This window comes from Streptomyces lincolnensis, from assembly GCF_021173675.1.
Taxonomy (GTDB): domain Bacteria; phylum Actinomycetota; class Actinomycetes; order Streptomycetales; family Streptomycetaceae; genus Streptomyces; species Streptomyces lincolnensis_B.
Map to the genome: position 1 here is coordinate 127,409 of NZ_JAIHON010000008.1, position 21,842 is coordinate 149,250.

At 71.1% G+C, this 21,842-nt stretch carries 19 protein-coding genes; 9 read left to right on the forward strand and 10 right to left on the reverse strand.

Features of this window, described 5'->3' with window-relative positions:
- Positions 1 to 10: 10 nt before the first annotated feature.
- Positions 11 to 505, reverse strand: coding sequence for a hypothetical protein (locus K4B79_RS24355; RefSeq protein ID WP_232029019.1), 495 nt, complete (start codon positions 503 to 505; stop codon positions 11 to 13).
- Positions 506 to 577: 72 nt separating this feature from the next.
- Positions 578 to 2,026, reverse strand: coding sequence for an MFS transporter (locus K4B79_RS24360; RefSeq protein ID WP_232029020.1), 1,449 nt, complete (start codon positions 2,024 to 2,026; stop codon positions 578 to 580).
- Between the two features lie 312 nt (positions 2,027 to 2,338).
- On the opposite strand from K4B79_RS24360, the gene K4B79_RS24365 reads away from it, so the two are divergent.
- Positions 2,339 to 3,265 (forward strand): DUF3027 domain-containing protein, encoded by a 927-nt coding sequence (locus K4B79_RS24365; protein WP_232029021.1) that lies wholly within the window; start codon positions 2,339 to 2,341, stop codon positions 3,263 to 3,265.
- 115 nt (positions 3,266 to 3,380) lie between these two features.
- Here K4B79_RS24365 and K4B79_RS24370 read toward each other — a convergent pair whose 3' ends face one another.
- Entirely contained in the window at positions 3,381 to 5,663 is a 2,283-nt protein-coding gene (locus K4B79_RS24370) for an ATP-binding protein (protein WP_232029022.1), read from the reverse strand.
- A gap of 201 nt (positions 5,664 to 5,864) precedes the next feature.
- Between K4B79_RS24370 and K4B79_RS24375 the strand changes: the two genes are divergently transcribed.
- The gene (locus K4B79_RS24375; RefSeq protein ID WP_232029023.1) at positions 5,865 to 9,017 is read left to right on the forward strand and encodes a sacsin N-terminal ATP-binding-like domain-containing protein; all 3,153 of its coding nucleotides are present in this window, start codon (positions 5,865 to 5,867) and stop codon (positions 9,015 to 9,017) included.
- A gap of 64 nt (positions 9,018 to 9,081) precedes the next feature.
- Here the strand turns inward: K4B79_RS24375 and K4B79_RS24380 are convergent, their stop codons facing one another.
- Complete coding sequence (locus K4B79_RS24380) at positions 9,082 to 9,405, reverse strand: hypothetical protein (RefSeq protein WP_232029024.1); 324 nt, start codon at positions 9,403 to 9,405, stop codon at positions 9,082 to 9,084.
- Positions 9,406 to 9,453: 48 nt separating this feature from the next.
- Positions 9,454 to 9,843: a hypothetical protein gene (locus tag K4B79_RS24385; RefSeq protein ID WP_232029025.1), complete on the reverse strand. Its 390-nt coding sequence runs from the start codon at positions 9,841 to 9,843 to the stop codon at positions 9,454 to 9,456.
- Positions 9,844 to 10,042: 199 nt separating this feature from the next.
- Between K4B79_RS24385 and K4B79_RS24390 the strand changes: the two genes are divergently transcribed.
- The 3 genes from K4B79_RS24390 (at position 10,043) to K4B79_RS24400 (ending at position 12,869) form a co-directional block, all read left to right on the forward strand.
- A complete protein-coding gene (locus tag K4B79_RS24390; protein ID WP_232029026.1) occupies positions 10,043 to 10,822 on the forward strand; it encodes a calcium-binding protein in 780 nt (259 codons plus the stop codon).
- 132 nt (positions 10,823 to 10,954) lie between these two features.
- Positions 10,955 to 11,830 (forward strand): hypothetical protein, encoded by an 876-nt coding sequence (locus K4B79_RS24395; protein ID WP_232029027.1) that lies wholly within the window; start codon positions 10,955 to 10,957, stop codon positions 11,828 to 11,830.
- 193 nt (positions 11,831 to 12,023) lie between these two features.
- Positions 12,024 to 12,869 (forward strand): hypothetical protein, encoded by an 846-nt coding sequence (locus K4B79_RS24400; protein ID WP_232029028.1) that lies wholly within the window; start codon positions 12,024 to 12,026, stop codon positions 12,867 to 12,869.
- Positions 12,870 to 12,872: 3 nt separating this feature from the next.
- Here the strand turns inward: K4B79_RS24400 and K4B79_RS24405 are convergent, their stop codons facing one another.
- Both K4B79_RS24405 and K4B79_RS24410 read right to left on the reverse strand, forming a co-directional pair.
- Positions 12,873 to 15,272, reverse strand: coding sequence for an HAD-IC family P-type ATPase (locus K4B79_RS24405; protein ID WP_232029029.1), 2,400 nt, complete (start codon positions 15,270 to 15,272; stop codon positions 12,873 to 12,875).
- 133 nt (positions 15,273 to 15,405) lie between these two features.
- Positions 15,406 to 15,681, reverse strand: a complete 276-nt coding sequence (locus tag K4B79_RS24410; protein ID WP_232029030.1) for a DUF2530 domain-containing protein — start codon at positions 15,679 to 15,681, stop codon at positions 15,406 to 15,408.
- A gap of 112 nt (positions 15,682 to 15,793) precedes the next feature.
- Between K4B79_RS24410 and K4B79_RS24415 the strand changes: the two genes are divergently transcribed.
- A complete protein-coding gene (locus K4B79_RS24415) occupies positions 15,794 to 17,188 on the forward strand; it encodes an NCS2 family permease (protein WP_232029031.1) in 1,395 nt (464 codons plus the stop codon).
- Positions 17,189 to 17,250: 62 nt separating this feature from the next.
- Here K4B79_RS24415 and K4B79_RS24420 read toward each other — a convergent pair whose 3' ends face one another.
- Positions 17,251 to 17,433, reverse strand: a complete 183-nt coding sequence (locus K4B79_RS24420) for a BrnA antitoxin family protein (protein ID WP_232029032.1) — start codon at positions 17,431 to 17,433, stop codon at positions 17,251 to 17,253.
- A gap of 150 nt (positions 17,434 to 17,583) precedes the next feature.
- On the opposite strand from K4B79_RS24420, the gene K4B79_RS24425 reads away from it, so the two are divergent.
- Together K4B79_RS24425 and K4B79_RS24430 are read left to right on the forward strand one after the other, a co-directional pair.
- A complete protein-coding gene (locus tag K4B79_RS24425; protein ID WP_232029033.1) occupies positions 17,584 to 18,021 on the forward strand; it encodes a MarR family winged helix-turn-helix transcriptional regulator in 438 nt (145 codons plus the stop codon).
- Between the two features lie 24 nt (positions 18,022 to 18,045).
- Positions 18,046 to 19,395, forward strand: coding sequence for an MFS transporter (locus K4B79_RS24430; RefSeq protein WP_232029034.1), 1,350 nt, complete (start codon positions 18,046 to 18,048; stop codon positions 19,393 to 19,395).
- Between the two features lie 42 nt (positions 19,396 to 19,437).
- Here the strand turns inward: K4B79_RS24430 and K4B79_RS24435 are convergent, their stop codons facing one another.
- Positions 19,438 to 19,950: a GNAT family N-acetyltransferase gene (locus K4B79_RS24435; protein WP_232029035.1), complete on the reverse strand. Its 513-nt coding sequence runs from the start codon at positions 19,948 to 19,950 to the stop codon at positions 19,438 to 19,440.
- A gap of 26 nt (positions 19,951 to 19,976) precedes the next feature.
- Here K4B79_RS24435 and thpR point away from each other — a divergent pair, with 26 nt between their 5' ends.
- Positions 19,977 to 20,549 carry an RNA 2',3'-cyclic phosphodiesterase gene (thpR, locus tag K4B79_RS24440; protein ID WP_232029036.1) on the forward strand — a complete coding sequence of 191 codons (573 nt, stop codon included), beginning with the start codon at positions 19,977 to 19,979 and terminating at the stop codon, positions 20,547 to 20,549.
- Positions 20,550 to 20,719: 170 nt separating this feature from the next.
- On the opposite strand, the gene K4B79_RS24445 is transcribed toward thpR, so the two are convergent.
- Positions 20,720 to 21,712 (reverse strand): aldo/keto reductase, encoded by a 993-nt coding sequence (locus K4B79_RS24445; RefSeq protein WP_232029037.1) that lies wholly within the window; start codon positions 21,710 to 21,712, stop codon positions 20,720 to 20,722.
- Between the last annotated feature and the right edge of the window lie 130 nt (positions 21,713 to 21,842).

Genomic DNA, 21,842 nt, shown 5'->3' on the forward strand with positions numbered 1-21,842 from the left:
GGGCCGCGGATCAGGCGTCCCCGTTCTCCAGCCGGAAGTTCCACACGCCCTTGAAGTCGCTGCTCTGGGCCGCCTTGTTCTGCTGGACGACGCTGATGTTCAGCGTCTTCGGGGCGGCCTGTCCCTGCTGGTCGGCGAAGAGGTCGACGCCCTGGAAGGAGTAGTACGTCTTCTTGTACACGCTGGTGACCTGCTGGCCGTTGATCCACAGCGCCCAGCCGGTGTCCGCGATCTCGGGGTCGACACCGATGCGCAGGGTCTCGCTCTGCGGCACCTCGATCTTGTCGCCGCCCTTCTTCTGGGCGCACTTGGTGGCCTCTTCCTGGCCGATGTCCTTGCCGTCGTCGTAGCAGGCGGCCTCGGCACTCACCGAGTCCTTGCCCACCGTCACGGTGGCGCGAGGCGTCGGCTTGTCGCAGGCCGACAGAACAAGCAGTCCGGCGGAAACGGCACCGGCGACAGCGACGGCGCGGCGGCGTCGCACAACGGATTGCAGCGTGGTCATGACCGAAGGCTATCGGGCGGGTCCCACGCTCTTCCTATGCGGGGGTACGGCGTGCCGCGCGTGGGGCCCGGCTCACGCCACCCGGGCCCGCGCCGTCCCCCCGTGGCGGGCCGAGCCGAGGAGCCCCTTGACGGTGGCCAGCCAGCCGATCGCGACCACCGCGGCGCCCACGAACAGACCCAGCGTGCCGTTGAGCGGCATCACGATCCCGACCACGCCCCCGAACACCGACGACACCTGCAGCAGCGTCTCGGAGCGGGCGAAGGCCGAGGTGCGCACCTGCTCCGGCACGTCCCGCTGGATCAGCGCGTCCAGCGACAGCTTGGACAGGGCCTGCGCGAAGCCGGCGATCGCCGCCAGACACGCCACCAGGAACGCGCCGAAGAAGATCGCCGCGGTGATCGCCGTGCCCACCACGATCGCCACCACCGTCACGATGATCAGCTCCGGCGCTCTGGAGCGCAGCCACGCCCCCACCGACGTACCGATGGCGTTGCCCGCGCCCGCCGCGACGACCACGATGCCCAGCGACACCGCCGCGCTCTCGCCGCTCAGCGGATGCTCGCGCAGCAGGAAGGCCAGGAAGAAGGTCAGGAACCCGGACAGGCAGCGCAGGGCCGCGTTCGCGCCGAGGGCGTGCGTGACGGCGATGCCGACCGTGCGCAGTCCGGGCCGCTTGACCGGTTTGAGGTGCGGGCCGTGCAGATGGTCCTCGTCGGCGGCCAGCAGTGCCACGTCCTCGCCCTTGGCCGAGTCGACCTTCGGCGGCAGCGTGAACGACAGGAAGGTCCCCGCCACGAAGATCACGAAGGCGCCGTAGAGCGGCCAGCGCGGTCCGATCGCCTGGAGCCCGGCCCCGATCGGCGCCGCGATCCCGGTCGCCAGGAGTCCGCCCAGGGTGACCCGGGAGTTCGCCTTGACCAGGGAGAACTTCGGTGGCAGCAGGCGTGGCACGACCGCGCTTCTGACCACGCCGTACGCCTTCGACGCGACCAGCACGCCGAGCGCGGCCGGATACATCTCGATGCTGCCGGTGACCACCGCGCCCGACAGGACCAGGGCGAGCAGGGCGCGGGCGAGCATGGCGCCCGCCATGGCGGCCCGGCGGCCGTGCGGCAGCCGGTCCAGGAGCGGGCCGATCACCGGGGCCAGCACCGTGAAGGGCGCCATGGTGATCGCCAGGTAGAGCGCGACCCGGCCGCGGGCCTCGTCGGTGGGGACGGAGAAGAAGACGGTGGAGGCGAGCGCGACGGTGATCATCACGTCACCGGCGCCGTTCACCCCGTGGAGTTCGATCAGCTTGCCCAGACCGGACTCGCCGGCTCCGTGCGCGTGGGTCGCCTTGCGGATGCCGCGGGCGGGCAGGTGCAGGGCACGCCCGACGGAGCGGAGGGAGCCGCGTACCCGGCCCGTCCCGCCGCCTCGACCGCTGCCCTTGCCGACCCTGCTGCCCTTGTTTCCCTTGATCCCTTTGGACCCACCGATCCCGGTGGCACCTTGGGGCGTCTTCGCGGCTGCCACCCCGTCATAGTGCCCCGAGAAAGCCGCGCGTAGTGCGGTTACCGCACGTATGGGCGCGGACTTCTTGACCAAGCCGCTCCCCGGCACGCCAGGGAAATCCTCCCCGGCGGGCGGTGAACCGACCCGTCGGTGTAGGCCAAGCGCACGCGAACAGGTAGCGTGCGTATCTCAGCCATCCCGCAGAATGGATGGACAGGTGCGCCCGAGCGTGAGCGGGCGTGGACGTCGACGCGGTCCCCGGGTCCGCTCCGTCCGCCCCGCCGCCGACCGGCCGCCGCACCAGAGAGACGGCGTAGGAGAGAAGCGATACCTGTGAGCGCAGCGACCACGCGAAGCCGCACCCCCGACCGCCTGTGCGCCGAGGCCGTCGACCTCGCCCGCACCGCCGCCGAGGAGGCCGCCGCCCCCGGTGTCGTCGGGGAGCACGCGGGAGTGGTGTCCGAGGGCGACCGGGTGGTCACGCACCACTTCGAGTGCAAGGAACTCGGCTACCGGGGCTGGCGTTGGGCCGTCACCGTGGCCCGGGCCTCCCGCGCCAAGATCGTCACCCTGGACGAGGTCGTGCTGCTGCCCGGCCCGGACGCGCTGCTCGCGCCCGAGTGGGTGCCCTGGAGCGAGCGGCTGCGCCCCGGCGACATGGGACCCGGCGATCTGCTCCCCACCGACGCCGAGGACCTGCGTCTGGAGCCCGGCTACACCGGCGAGGACGAGCCGCTGCCCAGCGCGCCCGTCTCCCAGGAGATGGCCGAACTCGTGGAGGCGGAGGACGCGGAGGTGACCGCGCGGACCCCGGCGAACCTCCCGGTGGCCCCCCTGCGCGGCTCCATCACCGCGGTCGCCGAGGAACTCGGCATGCGCCGGGCGCGCGTCCTGTCCCGCTACGGCCTGCACATCGCGGCCGACCGCTGGGAGGAGTCCTACGGCGCCAAGACCCCGATGGCCCAGGCCGCCCCCGCCTCCTGCGTCAGCTGCGGCTTCCTGGTCCCGCTCGGCGGCTCCCTGGGCCAGGCCTTCGGCCTGTGCGCCAACGAGTTCGCCCCGGCGGACGGCCGTGTGGTGTCGCTGGCGTACGGCTGCGGCGGGCACTCCGAGGCCGCGGTCATGCCCAAGCCTCCGCAGCCCGCCCTGCCGGTGATCGACGAGACGCGGGTGGATCCCTTCCCCCTCCGCCCGGCCCGCGACTCCGGGTCCGTCCCGGACGTCTCCGACGACGAAGCGGCGGAGCTGGGGCACTCGTAGGTCTGCGGTACGGAGCCTTGCCGTACGGAGCCTTGCCGTACGGAGCCCTGCCGTACGGAGCCCTGCCGTACGGGGGCCTGTCGCAGGGGTACGGCGGACCGGGTGACGGCGTGTCCTATGCCGGCGTGTCCGTCGCATAGGCCATTCCCTCCTCGTACGACATGCTCCGCCCCTTCGCGTAGGCGTCCTCGTAGGCCCGGTCGCCGATGGTGTCGCGGACGCGGTGTTCGCAGGCCCGGCGGGCGGCGGCGAGGGCGGGGGAGCGGCGTTGGGTGCTGCCGGTGATGTCCCAGACGTGCTCGTTGATGCCGAGGAGCCGGGCGGCCCGGTGGCCGTCGCCCGCCGCGGCGACGGCGTTCGCCAGGAGGTCGAGGGAGACGGCCACGACGGTGGTGTCGTGCATCAGCCGGTTGCCCGTGAGGGCACGGACGGCGTTGCGGATCGCCGAGGGGATGTCCCCCTCGCCGAGGTCGGCCTGCGCCAGCATGTAGGCGGCCGTCGTGCCCGCCCAGGACTCGCCGCGCCGGGTGCTCTCCTCCAGGACCTCCTCGGCCACCGTGCGGGCCGGTCCGTACTCGGCGCGCATCAGGTGCGCGAAGGACACGGACAGGAGCACCGAGAGCTGGGCCGCGCCGAGCCAGTCGTCCCGGACGGGCAGCCGCTCGGCGGTGGACAGGACGTCGAGCGCCTCGGCCGGCCGGCCGCAGATGACGAGGTGGCCGCCCGCGATGTACGTGGCGGCGGTGCGGAACACCGGGTCGTCCTGCCGCCGTGCCGCGTCGGCGCATCGCCGGATCCAGCCCTCGGTGTCCTGATCTCCCTGGAAGAGGGCCACGGCACCGCGCGCCCACAGGGCCCGTACGAGATCGGCCCCGGGGGTGGGGTCGGTGTCGGCGGGCACGGGCACGGGCGTGGGGCCGGTGTCGGTGGCGGGCACGGGCGCGGGGCCGGTGGCGGTGTCTGCGTCGGGCAGGGGCGCGGGGCCGGTGGCGAGGACGCGGTCGAGGCGGGGGCGCGCGTCGCGTGTGTGGCCGCTGTAGCGCCACAGGAAGCCCACCGTGCCCGTGATCTCCAGCGCGGCGGCCCGGTCCCCGCCGCGGTCCAGGGACCAGTCCACCGCGGCCCGGAAGTCGGCGTGATCGGTGCGGACCCGCGCGCACCACAGGGCCTGGCGGCGGGTGTTCCACTCGGCGCAGGCCTCGCGGGCCAGCCGCCGGTAGTGCTCGCGGTGCCGCAGCCGTACGCCGTCCTCCTCGCCCAGCTCCCGCAGCCAGCCCGCCCCGTACTCGCGCACCGTGTCCAGCATCCCGTAGCGGTCCGGGCCCCGGCGCCGCACGATGGACTGCTCGACGAGCCGGTCGAGCAGGGCGGGTATCCAGCGGGCGGACAGCGGCCCGGCGGCGCAGACCTCCTGGGCGGCGTCGAGGCCGAAGCCGCCGGCGAACACCGACAGCCGGGCCCACAGCAGGCGTTCCAGCGGGGCGCACAGCTCGTGGCTCCAGCCGATGGTGGTGCGCAGGGTCCGGTGCCGGGGCTCGGCGCGGTCGTCCTGTGCGGTCAGCAGGTCGAGGCGGGGCTCGAAGCGGGGGTGGGGCTGTTGAGGGGGCTCGGCCTCGGGTAGGGACGGGGGCTCGGCCTCGGGCAGCGTGCCGAGTCGGTCGTGCAGCTCCTGGAGCGTCAGCGTGGAGAGCCGGGCCGCGGCCAGTTCGACGGCCAGCGGGATGCCGTCGAGGCGGCGGCAGACCGCGGCGGCGACGGGCCGGGTGCTGCCGTCGAGCGTGAAGCCGGGGCGGACGGCGGCCGCGCGGTCGGCGAACAGGGCCAGGGCGTCGTCCCGCCCCGTGCCCACGGGCAGCGGCTCGACCTCCACGCACTGCTCGCCGGGCACGCCGAGGCGCCGGCGGCTGGTGGCCAGGACGTGCACACCGGGGGCGAGGAGCAGGCTGTCGACGACGGCCGCGCAGTCGGCCAGGACGTGTTCGCACGAGTCCAGCACCAGCAGCAGCCGCTTGTCCTGAGCCCACTCGATCAGCGACTCCAGCACCGGGCGGGTCGTCTCGTCGGACAGCCGCAGGGTCTCCAGCACGGCCAGCCCCACCACGGCGGGGCCCGTCAGACCGGCGTTGTACAGCGGGGACAGCTCCACCAGCCACACGCCGTCCGGGTACGCGGACCGCGTCCGCCGGGCCGCCCGCAGGGCCAGCCGGGTCTTGCCGACGCCGCCCGGTCCGACCAGGGTCACCAGCTGCCGCCGATGGGCCCCTCTCCAGCCGTCCGGGCGCAACAGAGTGGCCAGCAGGGCGAGTTCGTCCTGCCGCCCGACGAAACCACGGGTCCGCACCGGCAGGTTCCCGGCCGCCCCGGCCACCGCCGCCTCTTCGGGAAAGTCGCCTGACACGGCGGCCAGTCTGGTCCGGCGGACGGCCGCACGACGGAGTGTCCCGTCTTCGGGTGGAAAATCCGCGTCGATGCGACGGGCCTGATCACCGGCCGACGGGTTGTGAACGGTTCGCCTCCGTAATCGACGCACGGTCCGGCGCCGGAGCCCCCCTCCACAAGCGGTACCTTCGACCTCACGCCGATGATGGAGAGTGTGAGCGTGAGCAAGTTCGTGCGACCCGCCGCCGAAGGTGCGGACCCCTTCGGGACCGCCCGGCTACGCCGCGGGGTGCTGGACGCCTGGGCCACCAGCCCCGCCCGGTTCCGCGAGGACGCGAACGCCGAGGAGGACCTCGTCCTCGGCGGCTACCGGGACCGGCTGGTCGTCGAACTCGCGCAGAACGCCGCCGACGCGGCGGCCCGGTCCGGAAGTCCGGGCCGGCTCCGCCTCACCCTCCGCGACGGCGTCCTGGTCGCCGCCAACACCGGCGCCCCGCTGGACGCCGCCGGCGTCGAGTCGCTGGCCACGCTGCGGGCCTCGGCCAAGCGCGACACCCACGAACAGACCATCGGCCGCTTCGGTGTCGGTTTCGCCGCCGTCCTCTCCGTCACCGACGAGCCCGCCGTCGTGGGCCGGCACGGCGGGGTCCGCTGGTCGCTGGGCGAGGCGCGGGTGCTGGCCGCGGACGTGGCCCGGCACAGCCCCGGGCTCGGGGACGAGATCCGCCGCCGGGACGGGCACGTCCCGCTGCTGCGGCTGCCGTTCGCCGCCGAGGGTACCGCCCCCGACCCCTACGACACGGCCGTCATCCTGCCGCTGCGCGACCCGGCCGCCGCCGACCTCGCCGAGCGCCTGCTGGCCGCCGTCGACGACGCCCTGCTGCTCGCCCTGCCCGGCCTCGAAGAGGTCGTGATCGAGACGGACACCGTGCGCACCCTGCGCCGCCGCACCGAGGGCGCCCTCACCGTCGTGGAGGACTCACGGGACGGCACGACCCGGTGGCGTGCCGTCGCAGCGAACGGGCCGCTCACGCCCGACCTGCTCGCCGACCGGCCCGTCGAGGAGCGGCTGAGGCCGCACTGGTCGGTCACCTGGGCCGTCCCCGTCGACGCCGACGGCAGCCCGGCCCGCCCGCGCACCGCGCCCGTCGTGCACGCCCCCACGCCCAGCGACGAGCCCCTCGGCGTGCCCGCCCTGCTCATCGCGTCCTTCCCGCTGGACACCACCCGCCGGCACACCGCCCCCGGCCCGCTGACCGACTTCCTGGTGCAGCGCGCGGCGGACGCCTACGCCGGGCTCCTCGCCGACTGGCGGCCGGTGACCGCGGGGATCATCGACCTCGTGCCCGGCCCGCTGGGCAAGGGCGAACTGGACGGCGGGCTGCGGTCGGCGATCCTGGAGCGGCTGCCGCGTACTGCGTTTCTCCCGCCCGCCCTCCCTGCGTTTCTCCCGCCCGCCCTGGAGCCCGACCGCGAGGGCGAGCCGGACGACGACCTGCCCGAGGCGCTGCGGCCCCGGGACGCCGAGGTGGTGGAGGGCGCGGGCGCGGACACCGTACGGGTGCTCGCCGAGGTGCTGCCCACGCTGCTCCCCGCCGGCCTGGAGCGCCGGGTGGAGCTGCGCACGCTCGGGGTGGCCCGGGTGCCGCTGACCGACGCGGTGGACCGGCTGGCGGGCCTGGAGAAGGCCCCGGAGTGGTGGCGGCGGCTCTACGACAGCCTCGCGGGCGTCGACCCGGACCGGCTCTCCGGACTGCCGGTACCGCTGGCCGACGGCCGGACGACGATCGGCCCCCGGCAGGTGCTGCTGCCCACCCCGGAGGGCGCCCGGATCGACCCGGAGACCCTCGCCCGGCTCGGCCTCAAGGTCGCGCACCCGGACGCCGCCCACCCGCTCCTGGAGAAGCTCGGCGCCCTGCCCGCGACCCCGCGCGCGGTGCTCACCACCCCGCAGGTCCGCGCCGCCGTCGCCGCCTCCCTGGACGACGAGGGCGGCCTCGACTGGGAGCAGGAGGCGCCGGACGCGGAGGAACTGGCCGACACCGTCCTGGCGTTGGTCAGGGAAGCGGGCCTGGAGCCCGGCGACGAGCCCTGGCTCGGCGCGCTCGCCCTGCCCGACGAGGACGGCGAACTGGCCCCCGCCGGTGAACTCGTCCTCCCCGGCAGCCCCTTCCACCAGGTCATGCGCGAGGACGAACTCGCCACCGTCGACGCCGAGTTGGCGGACAAATGGGGCGAACAACCGCTGGCCGCCTGCGGTGTCCTCGCCGGCTTCGCCCTCGTCCGCGCCACCGACGTCGTCCTTGACCCCGACGAACTGGAGCCCCGCGAGGGCGACTTCGCGCAACCGGACGACGCGGGTCTGCTCGACGCCGTGGACGTCTGGTGCGAGGACATCCTCGACCGCTTCCCCGACACCCCCGTCCCGCCGGTCGCCACGGAACTGGTCGCCGTCCGCGACCTCGACCTGGTGGACGAGGACAAGTGGCCCCAGGCCCTGGCGCTTCTGTCCCAGCCGCCCCTGCGCGACGCCCTCGTCGAACCCGTCCGCATCCTCCTCCCCGACGGCACGCACGAAGTCGTACGCCCCTACACGGCCTGGTGGCTGCGCGGCAACCCCGTCCTCGACGGCCGCCGCCCCGCCGGCCTCCTCGCCTCCGGCGGCGACCCCCTCCTGCGCGGCCTCTACGACGAGGCCGACGCGACCGGCTTCGACGACGAGCAGGTATTGCGGGCGCTGGGCGTACGCACCTCAGTCGCCGCACTGCTGGACGAACCGGGCGGAGCGGCGGAGCTGCTGGACCGTCTGGCGGACCCCGATCGGCAGGTGTCCGGCACCCAACTGCACGCCCTTTACGGGGCTTTGGCCGACCTGGACCCCGAGCAGGTGACCCTCCCGGACGAGCTGCGTGCCGTGGTCGACGGCCGCGTGGAGGTCGTGGACGCGTCCTCCGCCGTGGTCTGCGACTCCCCGGACCTGCTCCCCTTCACTTCCGCCGTCCCCCTCCTCCCCGTACGCCCCTCCCGCGCCGCCGAGCTGGCCGACCTCTTCCAGGTCCGCCGCCTCAGCGAATCCGTCACGGCCGCCATCGACTCGGAGGGCACGGAACACTCCGTACCGGACCCGGTCCGCGTGCTGCTGGGCCCCCGTACCCCCTCCACCTACGTCGAACACGACGAACTCCTCGTCGACGGAGTCGAGATCGACTGGCGCGTCACGAACGACGGCACCCTCCACGCCTCCACGCTGGAGGGCGTGGCGGCGGGCCTGGCCTGGGCGGCGGGGCAGTGGCCGCGACGGTTCGAGGTGGCGGCGTTGCTGGAGGACCCGTCCCGCACGCAGGAACTGGCCCGGGACCGCTGGTTCGACTGAGGGCGCCCACCGGAGGGCGCCTGCCCCGCCGGAGATTCCCGGCGGGGGAGACGCCTCCTGCCGCCTAGCCGGCCTCCCGCTTATCCAGGAAGTCGAGCACCAGGCGGAACAAGTGGTCCACAGCGGGCTGTTGCTGCTCCTCGGTCAGGGTTCCCCAGTACCGGATGTCGGCCCCGGGAAAGGCGTCCTCAAGGACGAGCGCCGGCCAGCCGAGACTGCTCTGCTCTCCCCTGCGCGCGATCAGCCATTCCTCGAACCCGTGGAGCAGCCGGTTCGAGCTGCCCAGGTCGAAGCCCGTGAGGAACATCGCGGTCGGGTAGGAGAAACCGTTGAGACCGAACATTCCGGGCCTGGCACGGATCTGCTCGATCAGTTCCCTGTCGTTCACGGGCTCCCTCGGAAATCCGACGTCGAGGATGTCGTTCTCGGGCCAGAGCTATTCCCCGACATGCGCGTGCATCGCCTCGTACCGCGTATACATCCGGCCAAGTTCTTGCGGACTGTTCCGCACGTCCAGGAACTCCAGGACGAGGGAGAACAGGTGCTCCACGGCCTGTTGGTGCTGTTCTGGAGTCAGGTGTTCCGGGGACCTCCAGGTGTAGAGGCTCATGTCGGGGAACAGGTCCAGGAGGACGAGCTTGTGCCAGTAGAAGCTGTTGAGCTCGCCCCGGCGGACGACGAGCCACTCGGTGAAGCCGCGCAGGGTCTCGTTCGACCGGCCGACGTCGATCCCGGTGAGGAACATGGCCGTTGGGTAGTAGGTGCCGTCCAGGCCGTACCCCTGCGGGTGGTCGCGGATCGCCTCGATGACCTCTCTGTCCTTCACTCGGCTCCCGGCCCCCGCCCATCGAAGGATCTTGAAACTTCCCGCACAAACTTCTCACGAACCGTACAACCATTCCCTTCTGTCGTGGATCTGATCACGTGAGTCAACAGACTCCCTGATCACTCGGGCCCCTGTGAGACCACGAGCCGTGTGGACCGAACGGTGTCGGGGCCCCTTTTCTCCACCGGGGGAAGAACACATGCGTATGCGTGCCACCCTTGGCGTCGTGACCGGCGCCCTGGCCCTGTCCGCTCTCGCCGTCCCGGCGGCCCAGGCGGACGAGGTCCATGGGGACACGAAGATCTCGAACGTCGTGGTGAACGGCGGCAAGCCGGTCGTCGTCGGCGCGACCGGTTCCAAGACGTTCTCCGTCTCCTTCACGGTGACGGACGGCTCGGGCGTCGACTGGGCGCAGGCGATCCTGTACCACGGCGCGAACATCGACGACGCCGACAGCGGTGCCGTCGCCAACAGCAGTGACGGCCGCTCGTCCTGCGCCAAGGTCAACGCCACGACCTCGACCTGCAAGTCGAGCTACACCGTCGAGGCGGGCTACGAGCTCATCAACAAGGTCGCCGGCTCCTGGAAGGTGTGGGCGATCGCCGCGGGCAAGGACGCCGACTACGTCCAGAAGGACAACGCCAAGACCTTCCAGGTCCAGCGTCTGTCGAAGCTGACGGTCAACGCCTCGCCGGAGCCGGTGAAGAAGGGCAAGACCATCACGGTCACCGGCAAGCTGTCCCGGGCCAACTGGGAGACCCACAAGTACGCGGGCTACGCGAGCCAGCCGGTGAAGCTGCAGTTCCGCAAGAAGAACTCCAGCACCTACACCACGGTCAAGACCATCAAGACCAACTCCACGGGCAACCTGAGCACCACCGTGAAGGCGTCCGCGGACGGCTACTTCCGCTACTCCTTCGCGGGCACCTCGACCACCCCGGCGGCCAACGCCGCGGGTGACTTCGTCGACGTGAAGTAAGCGACGGGGGTACCGCTCCGGTGCCTCCCGACCGCCCGGCCACGGCACAGTCCGCGGCCGGGCGGCCCCTCCGTCCCGGGTTCACCGGGTCACGCTCCCCGGTTCGCCGGGGCATTCCCTTTCGAGGAACACATGCGTATTCGCGCCACCGTGGCCGCCGTCTCCGGCGCCCTGGCCCTTTCCGCTCTCGCCGTCCCGGCCGCGCAGGCCGACGGTTCCTCCTACCGTGCGGATGCCGCGAAGGCCGTCGCGCAGGCGACTTCGCACGCGTCGGCCAAGTCCACGTTCAGTGCCGCGGCCGCGCCGGCCGAGCTGGACGTCAGCTTCTCGAACCTGAAGATCGCCAAGGCGGTCCGGGTCGGTACGACGCAGCACGTCTCCACCACGGTCACCTACACGCTGACCCACGGCGCCGACGTGGACATCACGTCCGAGGACTTCGCCAACGGCCCCTTCATCTACAAGGGTTCGCTCGACAGCCCGGAGAACGTGCTGCTCGGTGACAAGGAGGCCACCTGCAAGGCCACCTCGGCGACCACGGCCTCCTGCAAGGGCCTGATCGACATCTACCCGGACTACGACGAGCTGCTGAACTCCGACGCGGGCACCTGGCAGGCAGGCGGCCTCGCCCTCAACTACGCCACCGAGGACGAGACCGTCCAGGGGGGCCTGGGCAAGACCCTGGTCCAGCGTGTCTCCCGGCTGACGGTCAACGCCGCGCCGGAGCCGGTGAAGAAGGGCAAGACCATCACGGTCACGGGCAAGCTGTCCCGGGCCAACTGGGAGACCCACAAGTACGCGGGCTACACCAACCAGCCGGTGAAGCTGCAGTTCCGCAAGAAGAACAGCAACACCTACACCACCGTCAAGACCATCAAGACCAACTCCACGGGCAACCTCAAGACGACCGTCAAGGCGTCCGTGGACGGCTACTTCCGGTACTCCTTCGCGGGCACCTCGACCACCCCGGCCGTCAACGCCACGGGTGACTTCGTCGACGTGAAGTAGGCCCCTCCAGCAGGTGCACAACGCCGGCTCCCGGGTTTCCGGGGGTCGGCGTTCCGCTTTCCTCATACGGCCGCCAAGCGTTGCCCACGCCGAGTAAAAATCCGGCCACCTGGCTACAACCCATCGCCCCCCTCGCGGATCTGATCGCGTGAGTCAACAGACTCCTAGATCACTTCTCCCCCAGGGGAACGCAATGCGCACAAAAAGAGCCACGTCGGTCGCCGTCTCCGTCCTCACCGGCGCCCTGGCCCTGACCGCCTTCGCCTCGCCGGCGCAGGCCGCCGACTCCGGTACGCCGTACGCGCTGGACGTCAGCTTCTCCAACTTCAAGGTCGCCAAGGCGATCAAGGTCGGCACGACCAACGTGGTGAGCACCAAGGTCACCTACACGCTGACCCACGGTTCGAGCGTCGACATCACCGCCGACGACTTCTACACCGAGCCCTTCCTCTACCGGGGCACCTTCGGCGCCGACACCACGCCCGAGCTCTACGGCGAGGACTTCGCCACCTGCGCCAGCACCTCGGCGACCACCGCCACCTGCACCGGCACGATCGACATCCACCCGGCCGACGGCGACCTGAAGAACGCCTGGGCCGGCACCTGGAAGGCCGCCGCCGACGCCACCGCCTTCAACGGCCAGGACCCGAGCAGCACCGACCTCGACTACAGCAAGATCGGCTACAAGGACCAGGGCGACCTCGCCACCACCCTCGTCCAGCGCTACTCCAAGCTGACCGTCAACGCCGGCCCCGAGCCCGTCACCAAGGGCAGGACCATCACCTCCACCGGCAAGCTGTCCCGCGCCAACTGGGAGGACCACCAGTACCACGGCTACGCGGGCCAGCCGGTCAAGCTCCAGTTCCGCAAGGCCGGCACCAGCGCGTACACCACGGTCAAGACGGTCACCTCCGACACCTACGGGAACGTCAAGGCCACCGCCACCGCCCAGTACGACGGCTACTGGCGCTTCGCCTTCGCGGGCACGAGCACGACCCCGGCCGTGAACGCCACCGGCGACTACGTCGACGTCCGGTAACCCCTAGGCAGGAAAGCGGCGGTCGACCCACCTCCACGAGAACTCCAGGACGGCCGCCGCGGCCACCGCGATGCCGACGGCGATCCACGGCATCGTCACGCCGACCAGCTTCAGCGCGAAGAACTCCTGGAGCCAGGGCACGACGAGGACCAGCAGGAAGCCGAGGCCCATCGCCGCGACCAGGGCGATCCGCCACCAGGTGTACGGGCGGGCGATGATCGCCAGGACCCACATGGAGATCAGGAACAGCGTCAGCGTGGCCGCGCTGGTCTCGGCGTCCAACGCGCCCGCGCCCGTGTAGTGGTGACGGGCGATCAGGTACGTCGCGAAGGTCGCGAACGCGGCGATGACCCCGCCCGGGATCGAGTACCGCATGACCCGCCGCACGAAGTGGGGCTTCGCGCGTTCCTTGTTGGGCGCCAGGGCGAGGAAGAAGGCCGGGACGCCGATCGTGAGGGTGGAGAGCAGGGTCAGGTGGCGGGGCAGGAAGGGGTACTCGACCTGCCAGCACACCACGAGGACGGCCAGCAGCACGGAGTAGACGGTCTTCACCAGGAAGAGCGTGGCCACCCGGGTGATGTTGCCGATGACCCGGCGCCCCTCGGCGACCACGGACGGCAGCGTCGCGAAGCTGTTGTTGAGCAGCACGATCTGGGCGACGGCCCGCGTCGCCTCCGACCCGGAGCCCATGGCGACGCCGATGTCGGCGTCCTTGAGTGCGAGGACGTCGTTGACGCCGTCGCCGGTCATGGCGACGGTGTGGCCGTGGGACTGCAACGCCCCCACCATGTCCCGCTTCTGCTGCGGGGTGACCCGCCCGAAGACCGTGCCCTCGTCGAGGGACGTGGCCATCCCCTCCTTGTCGGCGGGGAGCCGGCGGGCGTCGATCGTGGTGCCGGTCAGGCCGAGCTTGGAGGCCACCGCCCCGACGGACACCGCGTTGTCCCCGGAGATGACCTTGGCGCGGACGTCCTGCTCGGCGAAGTAGCGCAGGGTGTCGGCCGCGTCCGGCCGCAGCCGCTGCTCCAGGACGACCAGCGCGGTCGGCTTGGCGCCGACGGCCGCCCGGGGATCGTCGAGGTCACGGTCGACACGGGCCAGCAGCAGCACCCTCAGGCCCTGCTCGTTGAGCCGCTCGGTCTCGGCGAGCGCGGGGTCGTCGGGGTCGAGGAGGACGTCCGGGGCGCCGAGCAGCCAGGTGCTGGACTCGCCGTTGCCCTCGCTGAAGGAGGCGCCGCTGTATTTGCGGGCGGAGGAGAAGGGGAGGGACTCGGTGCAGCGCCAGTCCTCGGCGTCCGGGTAGGCGTCGATGATGGCCTTCAGGGAGGCGTTCGGCCGCGGGTCGGACTCGCCGAGGGCGCCCAGCACCTTGCGTACGTACGTCTCGTCGGCGCCCTGGAGCGTCTTGAGCTCGGTGACGTCCATGCCGCCCTCGGTGAGGGTGCCGGTCTTGTCGAGGCAGACCGTGTCGACGCGGGCGAGCCCCTCGATGGCGGGAAGTTCCTGGACCAGGCACTGTTTCCGGCCGAGCCGGATGACGCCGATGGCGAAGGCGACCGAGGTCAGGAGCACCAGCCCCTCCGGGACCATGGGCACGATGCCGCCGACCGTGCGCGCGATGGAGTCCTTGAGGTCGTTGTCCTTGACGAACAGCTGGCTGATGATCAGGCCGATCGCGGTCGGGACCATCATCCAGGTGACGTACTTGAGGATCGTGGAGATGCCGGAGCGCAGCTCGGAGTGGACCAGCGTGAAGCGGGAGGCCTCCTCGGCGAGCTGGGCGGCGTAGGCCTCGCGGCCGACCTTGGTGGCCGTGAACGCGCCGCCGCCGGCGACGACGAAGCTGCCGGACATCACCTGGTCGCCGGGCTGCTTGACCACGGGGTCGGCCTCGCCGGTGAGCAGCGACTCGTCGATCTCCAGCCCGTCGGCCTCGACGACCACGCCGTCCACCACGGCCTTGTCGCCGGGGCCGATCTCGATGAGGTCGTCCAGCACGATCTCGGAGGTGCTGACCTCGACCGCCGCGCCGTCCCGCCGCACGGTGGGCCGGGCCTCCCCGATGACGGCGAGGGAGTCCAGGGTCTTCTTCGCCCGCCACTCCTGGATGATGCCGATGCCGGTGTTGGCGAGGATCACGAAGCCGAACAGGCTGTCCTGGATCGGCGCGACGCCCAGCATGATCACCCAGAGCACACCGATGATCGCGTTGAACCGGGTGAAGACGTTCGCGCGGACGATCTCGACCATGGACCGGCTGGAGCGCACCGGAACGTCGTTGACCTGCCCGCGTGCCACCCGCTCCGCCACCTCGGCGGTGCTCAGCCCGGCCGTGGCGGGGGCGGCCCGGACCGGGGCGGGGTGCGCAGGGTCGAGCTCGGCGCCCGCGTCGATGTGCGTCATGCATTCGACGGTACGTGCGGATTTACGGCTTCACCCGGTGAGTCGGCGGAAGTTACGACCTGGGGAGGAGAGGGGGACCGGCCGCGTGCTGCTCAGGTACTACGCGGGACTTCGGGTACTACGGGCCGCCGGGTCACTCCGCGGCGGGAGCGGGTGCCTTCTCGGCCGCGGCCGCCCGCTTGATCGCCGCGTCCCTCTTCCGGACGTACCAGATGCCGATGAGCCCCAGTCCGGCGCCGGCCAGGCAGGTCCACACCCACCAGGTGGTGCCGCGGTCGTCGAACCAGCCGTAGAAGGGGAGCTGCACCAGGAAGAGGGCGAACCAGAGGATCGTCCCGCCGACCACGGTGGGGACGATCGGTCCTTCGAGGGGCTCGGGTGCCTCGTGCTGGGGAGTCCACTTCGCCATGGGGGACAGCTTACGAGGCGATCGGGTCTACGCGCGGAGATGGCCTCCATCGACTCATACGTTCATACTGAAACGGTTTATGTCTGTCCACTTCTGCTCGTAGGAACATCCAATGCCGACCGCCCTCGACCGCTACTTCAAGATCTCCGAGAGGGGCAGCACCGTGCCCCGCGAGATCCGGGGCGGCTTCGCCACCTTCTTCGCGATGGCCTACATCATCGTGCTGAACCCGATCATCCTCGGCAGCGCGAAGGACATGTACGGGCACCAGCTCGACAACGGGCAGCTCGTCACGGCGACGGCCGTGACGGCGGCGTTCACCACCCTCCTCATGGGCGTCGTCGGCAACGTGCCGATCGCGCTCGCCGCCGGACTGGGCGTGAACTCGGTCGTCGCGCTCCAGCTCGCACCCCGGATGGCCTGGCCGGACGCCATGGGCATGGTCGTGCTGGCCGGATTCATCGTGATGCTGCTGGTAGCCACCGGTCTGCGCGAGCGCGTGATGAACGCGGTGCCCTACGGGCTGCGCAAGGCGATCTCCATCGGTATCGGCCTGTTCATCATGCTGATCGGGCTCGTCGACTCCGGCTTCGTCTCCCGGATCCCGGACGTCGCCCACACCACCGTGCCGCTCCAGCTCGGCGGCGACGGCCACCTCAACGGCTGGCCGGTCCTCGTTTTCGTCCTGGGCGCCCTGCTGACCCTGGCCCTCATCGTCCGCAAGGTCTCCGGCGCGATCCTGATCTCGATCGTCACGATGACCGTCCTCGCGGTGATCATCAACGCCGTCGCCACCGTCCCGTCCTGGGGCCTGACCACCCCGAAGTGGCCCGGCAACCCGGTCGCCACCCCGGACTTCGGGCTGCTCGGCGAGGTCAGCCTGTTCGGCGGCTTCGACAAGGTGGGCGTCCTGACCGGCGTCCTGTTCGTCTTCACTGTCCTGCTGTCGTGCTTCTTCGACGCGATGGGCACGATCATGGGCGTCAGCGACGAGGCGAAGCTGACCGACGCCCAGGGTCAGATGCCCGGCATCAACAAGGTCCTCTTCGTCGACGGTCTCGCGGTAGCCGCCGGCGGCGCCAGCTCCTCCTCGGCCACCACCGCCTTCGTGGAGTCCACGGCAGGCGTCGGCGAGGGCGCCCGCACCGGCTTCGCCAACGTCGTCACGGGCGGCCTGTTCGCCGTGGCGCTGTTCCTCACCCCGATCGCCACGATGGTGCCGTCCCAGGCGGCCACCCCGGCCCTGCTCGCGGTCGGCTTCCTGATCCTGGCGGGCTCGGTCCGGGAGATCGACTGGGCCGACCACACCATCGCGATTCCGGCCTTCGTGACGATGGTGATGATGCCGTTCACCTACTCGATCACCAACGGCATCGGCATGGGCTTCATCACCTTCGTGGTGCTGCGCCTGGCGGCCGGCCGGGGCCGGGAGGTCCCGGTGGCGATGTACGTGGTGGCGGCCGTGTTCGGCTTCTACTACCTGATGCCGGCGCTGGGTCTGACCTGAGCCACCGGGGCGCCTGAGCCGCCGGGGCGCCTGAGTTCCGGGGGCGCCCGAGCCCCCCGGGGTCATCCGACCCCGTAGAACTTCTCCGTCTCGTCGACGGCGGTCTGGAACCGCTCGTCGAAGTCGTCGCGAATGAGCGTTCGGACCACGTAGTCCTGGACGCTCATTCCCCTTTTCGCCGCATGGTCCCGGAGCCGCTCTAGCAGCTCCCCGTCTATCCGCAGGCTGAGCACACTGGTCCCCATGACACGAGGGTCGCCGGATGCCGGGGCCGACGTTCACTTTCCGCTGCCGACTCACCCGTACGGGTGACGATCGGGTTTCGGTGGCCGGTGTCACGGGAATCGCCGTGCGCCCCAGCTTGTTTAGCGAGAGTAATGAGTTATCCTAAAGAGATGCCGGACCTTACCCATGGCGACGACGCTGCCGCCGTGAACTCCCTTCGCTCCGCCGTGATGCGGTTGTCACGTCGGCTCAAGCACCAGCGGGTCGACGAGTCGCTGAGCCCCACCGAGATGTCGGTGCTCGGCACCCTCTCCCTGTGCGGCCAGGCCACCCCGGGCGAACTCGCCCGCAAGGAGCACGTCCAGCCGCCGTCGATGACCCGCATCGTCGCGCTCCTGGAGGCCAAGGGACTGGTCCGCCTGGAGCCGCACCCCGAGGACCGGCGCCAGAAGGTCGTCACGAAGACCGAGCAGGCCGAGGCCATGCTCGCGGAGAGCCGCGCCAAGCGGAACGCCTTCCTGGCCACCCTGGTCGACGGCCTCGACGAGGACGAGTGGGCGAAACTCCGCGCCGCCGCCCCCGTGCTGGAGAAGCTCGCACACCTGTAAGCAGCGAAGTAGGAGGCGACCCTTTTGAGTTCGGGACCCGGAGCAGATTCCGCCCCCGCGCCTACCGCCCACGACTCCCCGCCCACCCCCAAGCGCTCGTCCATGTTCAGCTCGCTGAAGGTCAGGAACTACCGCCTGTTCTTCCTCGGGCAGGTCGTCTCCAACACCGGCACCTGGATGCAGCGCATCGCCCAGGACTGGCTGGTGCTCAGCCTCACCGGCTCCTCCACGGCCGTCGGTGTCACGACGGCCCTGCAGTTCCTGCCGATGCTGCTCTTCGGCCTCTACGGCGGTGTCCTCGTCGACCGTCTGCGCAAGCGGCCCGCCCTGCTCGTCACGCAGTCCGCGATGGGCCTCACCGCGCTCGGCCTCGCCGTCCTCACCCTCTCCGGCCAGGTCCAGGTCTGGCACGTCTACGTCGCCGCCTTCGCCGTGGGCCTCGCGACCGTCGTGGACAACCCGGCCCGCCAGTCCTTCGTCTCCGAACTGGTCGGCCCGGACCAGCTCCAGAACGCGGTCAGCCTGAACTCCGCGAACTTCCAGTCGGCCCGGCTCGTCGGCCCCGCCGTCGCCGGCCTGATGATCACCGGTGTCGGCACCGGCTGGGCGTTCCTCGCCAACGGACTCTCCTTCGTCGCGCCCCTGACCGGCCTGCTGCTGATGCGCACCCGCGATCTGCACGCCGTCGAGCGGGCACCGCGCGGCAAGGGCCAGCTGCGGGAGGGCCTGCGCTACGTCGCCGGACGCCCGGAGCTGATCTGGACCATCGTCCTGGCCGGCTTCGTCAGCACCTTCGGCTTCAACTTCCCCGTCTACCTGTCGGCCTTCGCCAACGATGTCTTCAAGTCGGGCGCGGGCTCCTACAGCCTCTTCAACACGCTCATGGCCGTCGGCTCCCTGGCCGGCGCCCTGCTCGCGGCCCGTCGCGGCACGGCCCGGATGCGGGTGCTGATCGCGGGCGCGGTGGCCTTCGGCACGATGGAGATAGTGGCCGCCCTCGCCCCGTCGCTGTGGCTGTTCGCCCTGTTCATGGCGCCGATAGGGATGTTCGGCATGACGGTCAACGTCACGGCCAACAGCAGCATCCAGATGACCACCGACCCGGCCATGCGCGGCCGGGTGATGGCCCTCTACATGATGGTGTTCATGGGCGGCGCACCCCTCGGCGCGCCCATCGCCGGCTGGATAACGGACGCGTACGGCGTCCGCGCGGGCCTCGCGGCGGGCGGTGTCATCTCCGCGGTGGCCGCCGTCAGCATCGCCCTGGTCCTGGCCCGCGTCGGCAACCTGCGCCTGACGGTGTGCTGGCGCCGCGGCCATCCCCAGGTGCGGTTCGTGCCGCGCGAGCGGGAGCAGTTGGCGACGGTGGCGTGATCTCGCGGGTCCTGACCTCACGGTCCGGGGGGTGTCGTACGGCTACACCCTCCGGGTCAGCAGTTGGCCCGGCCACTCCTTCTCGCCGACCGTGAAGGCCTCGGCGCGGGTGAAGCCGTTGCTCTCGTAGTAGCGGACGAGCTTGCCGTCGTCGCCCGCGTAGCAGTCCACCCGCAGCAGCGAGACGCCCGCGCGGCGGGTCTCCTCGACGGCGTGGGCGAGCAGGGCGCTGCCCGTGCCGTGGCCCTTGAAGCGGCGGTCGGAGGCCAGCCAGTGGATGTACCGCTCGGGCTCGTCGACGGGCGGGATGTAGGAGCCGGGGCCGTCGGTGAGGGTCAGGGTGGCGGCGGGCACGCCGTCCACTTCGGCGATGAACACGCTGCCGGTCTCCATGTAGCCGGCGACCGACTCCGCCACCTTCGGGTTCTCCGACAGCGGCTTCTGGCCCCACTGCCCGGTCCGCCCCTGGGCGACCAGCCACTCCACACAGCTGTCGAGCATGCCGAGGATCACGGGTATGTCGTCGGGGCCGCCGTCTCTGATGGTGATCTCCATGCCCCCATGGTGACAGGCTGGCCTCCATGAGACTCTTCGCCGCCGTGCTGCCACCGGAGGACGTCACCGCCGAACTCGTCTCGGCCGTGGCCGAGTTGAAGAGGCTTCCCGGAGCGGACGGGCTGCGCTGGACCGGGGTTCCCGGCTGGCACTACACGCTCGCCTTCTACGGCGAGGTCGACGACGACGTCGTACCCGAGCTGTCGGAACGGCTCGCGCGGGCCGCCCGGCGTACCGATCCCTTCGCGCTGGCGGTACGCGGGGGCGGGCAGTTCGGGCACGGGCGGGCGCTGTGGGCCGGGGCCGCGGGGGACCTGGCCGCGTTGCGGTTGCTGGCGGAGCGGGCGGAGGCGGCGGCGCGCAAGGCGGGGGTGGAGATGGGGGAGCATCGGCGGTACCGCGCGCATCTGACGGTGGCGCGGAGCCGGACGGATGTGGATGTGCGGGAGTTCGTGGAGGCCCTGTCGGGGTTCTCCAGCCGCACCTGGGCCGTGGAGGAGCTGGCCCTCGTGCGGAGCAACCTGCCGAAGTCGGGGGTGCCGGGGGAGCAGCCGCGCTATGAGGTGGTCGGTCGCTGGGGGCTTGGAGCGGCCGGTTAGGCTCGGTGCGTGGACCCGAAGACGCGGAACCGGATCATGGCCGGTGTGCTTGTGTTGATGTTCGTGGTGGTTGCCTTGGCGGCTGCGCTCGGGAAGTGAGCGTACGTTGATACAGCCCTGTGCCCGTCAGAGGGCACAGGGCTGTTGTCGGTGCGGTGCCCACCAGGGTGCTACCAGGCGAAGGCCTCCGGGGACGGTCCCGTGCCCGGGAAGATCTCGTCCAGGCCCTTCAGCAGGTCGTCGCTCAGCTCCAGTTCCACCGCACGCAGCGCCGACTCCAGCTGTTCCGCGGTGCGCGGGCCGACGATGGGGCCGGTGACGCCGGGGCGGGTGAGGAGCCAGGCGAGGGCGGCCTCGCCGGGTTCGACGCCGTGCTTGTCGAGGAGGTCCTCGTAGGACTGGATCTGGGCGCGGACGGCGGGGTCGTTCAGGGAGTCCGCGGCCCGGCCGGAGGCGCGGCGGCCGCCCTCGACCTGCTTCTTGATGACACCGCCGAGCAGACCGCCGTGCAGCGGTGACCAGGGGATGACGCCGAGGCCGTACTCCTGCGCGGCCGGGATGACCTCCATCTCGGCGCGGCGCTCGGCGAGGTTGTAGAGGCACTGCTCGCTGACCAGGCCGATGGTGCCGCCGCGGCGGGCGGCGATCTCGTTGGCCTGGGCGATCTTGTAGCCGGGGAAGTTGGAGGAGCCGACGTACAGGATCTTGCCCTGCTGGACCAGCACGTCGATGGCCTGCCAGATCTCCTCGAAGGGAGTGGCGCGGTCGATGTGGTGGAACTGGTAGACGTCGATGTAGTCCGTCTGGAGCCGCTTCAGGCTGGCGTCGACCGCGCGCCGGATGTTCACGGCGGAGAGCTTGTCGTGGTTGGGCCAGGCCTCGCCGTCCGCGCCCATGGTGCCGTACACCTTCGTGGCGAGCACGACCTTGTCGCGGTGGGCCGCGCTCTTGGCGAACCAGGTGCCGATGATCTCTTCCGTGCGGCCCTTGTTCTCGCCCCAGCCGTAGACGTTGGCCGTGTCGAAGAAGTTGATCCCCGCGTCCAGCGCCGCGTCCATGATGGCGTGGCTGTCGGCTTCGTCTGTCTGCGGACCGAAGTTCATGGTGCCGAGCACCAGCCTGCTGACCTTGAGTCCCGTGCGTCCGAGCTGCGTGTACTTCATGTCTGCCTAGCCAACGACGTGGAGTGCGCTCTAGGCAAGGCCGATCTTGGCTTCTCTTGACGCTAACTGGTGGTTAGTGCTTTCCTCTGGTGAGCGTCATCTTGAACTTTCAATATTCGTGTTTCGTGAT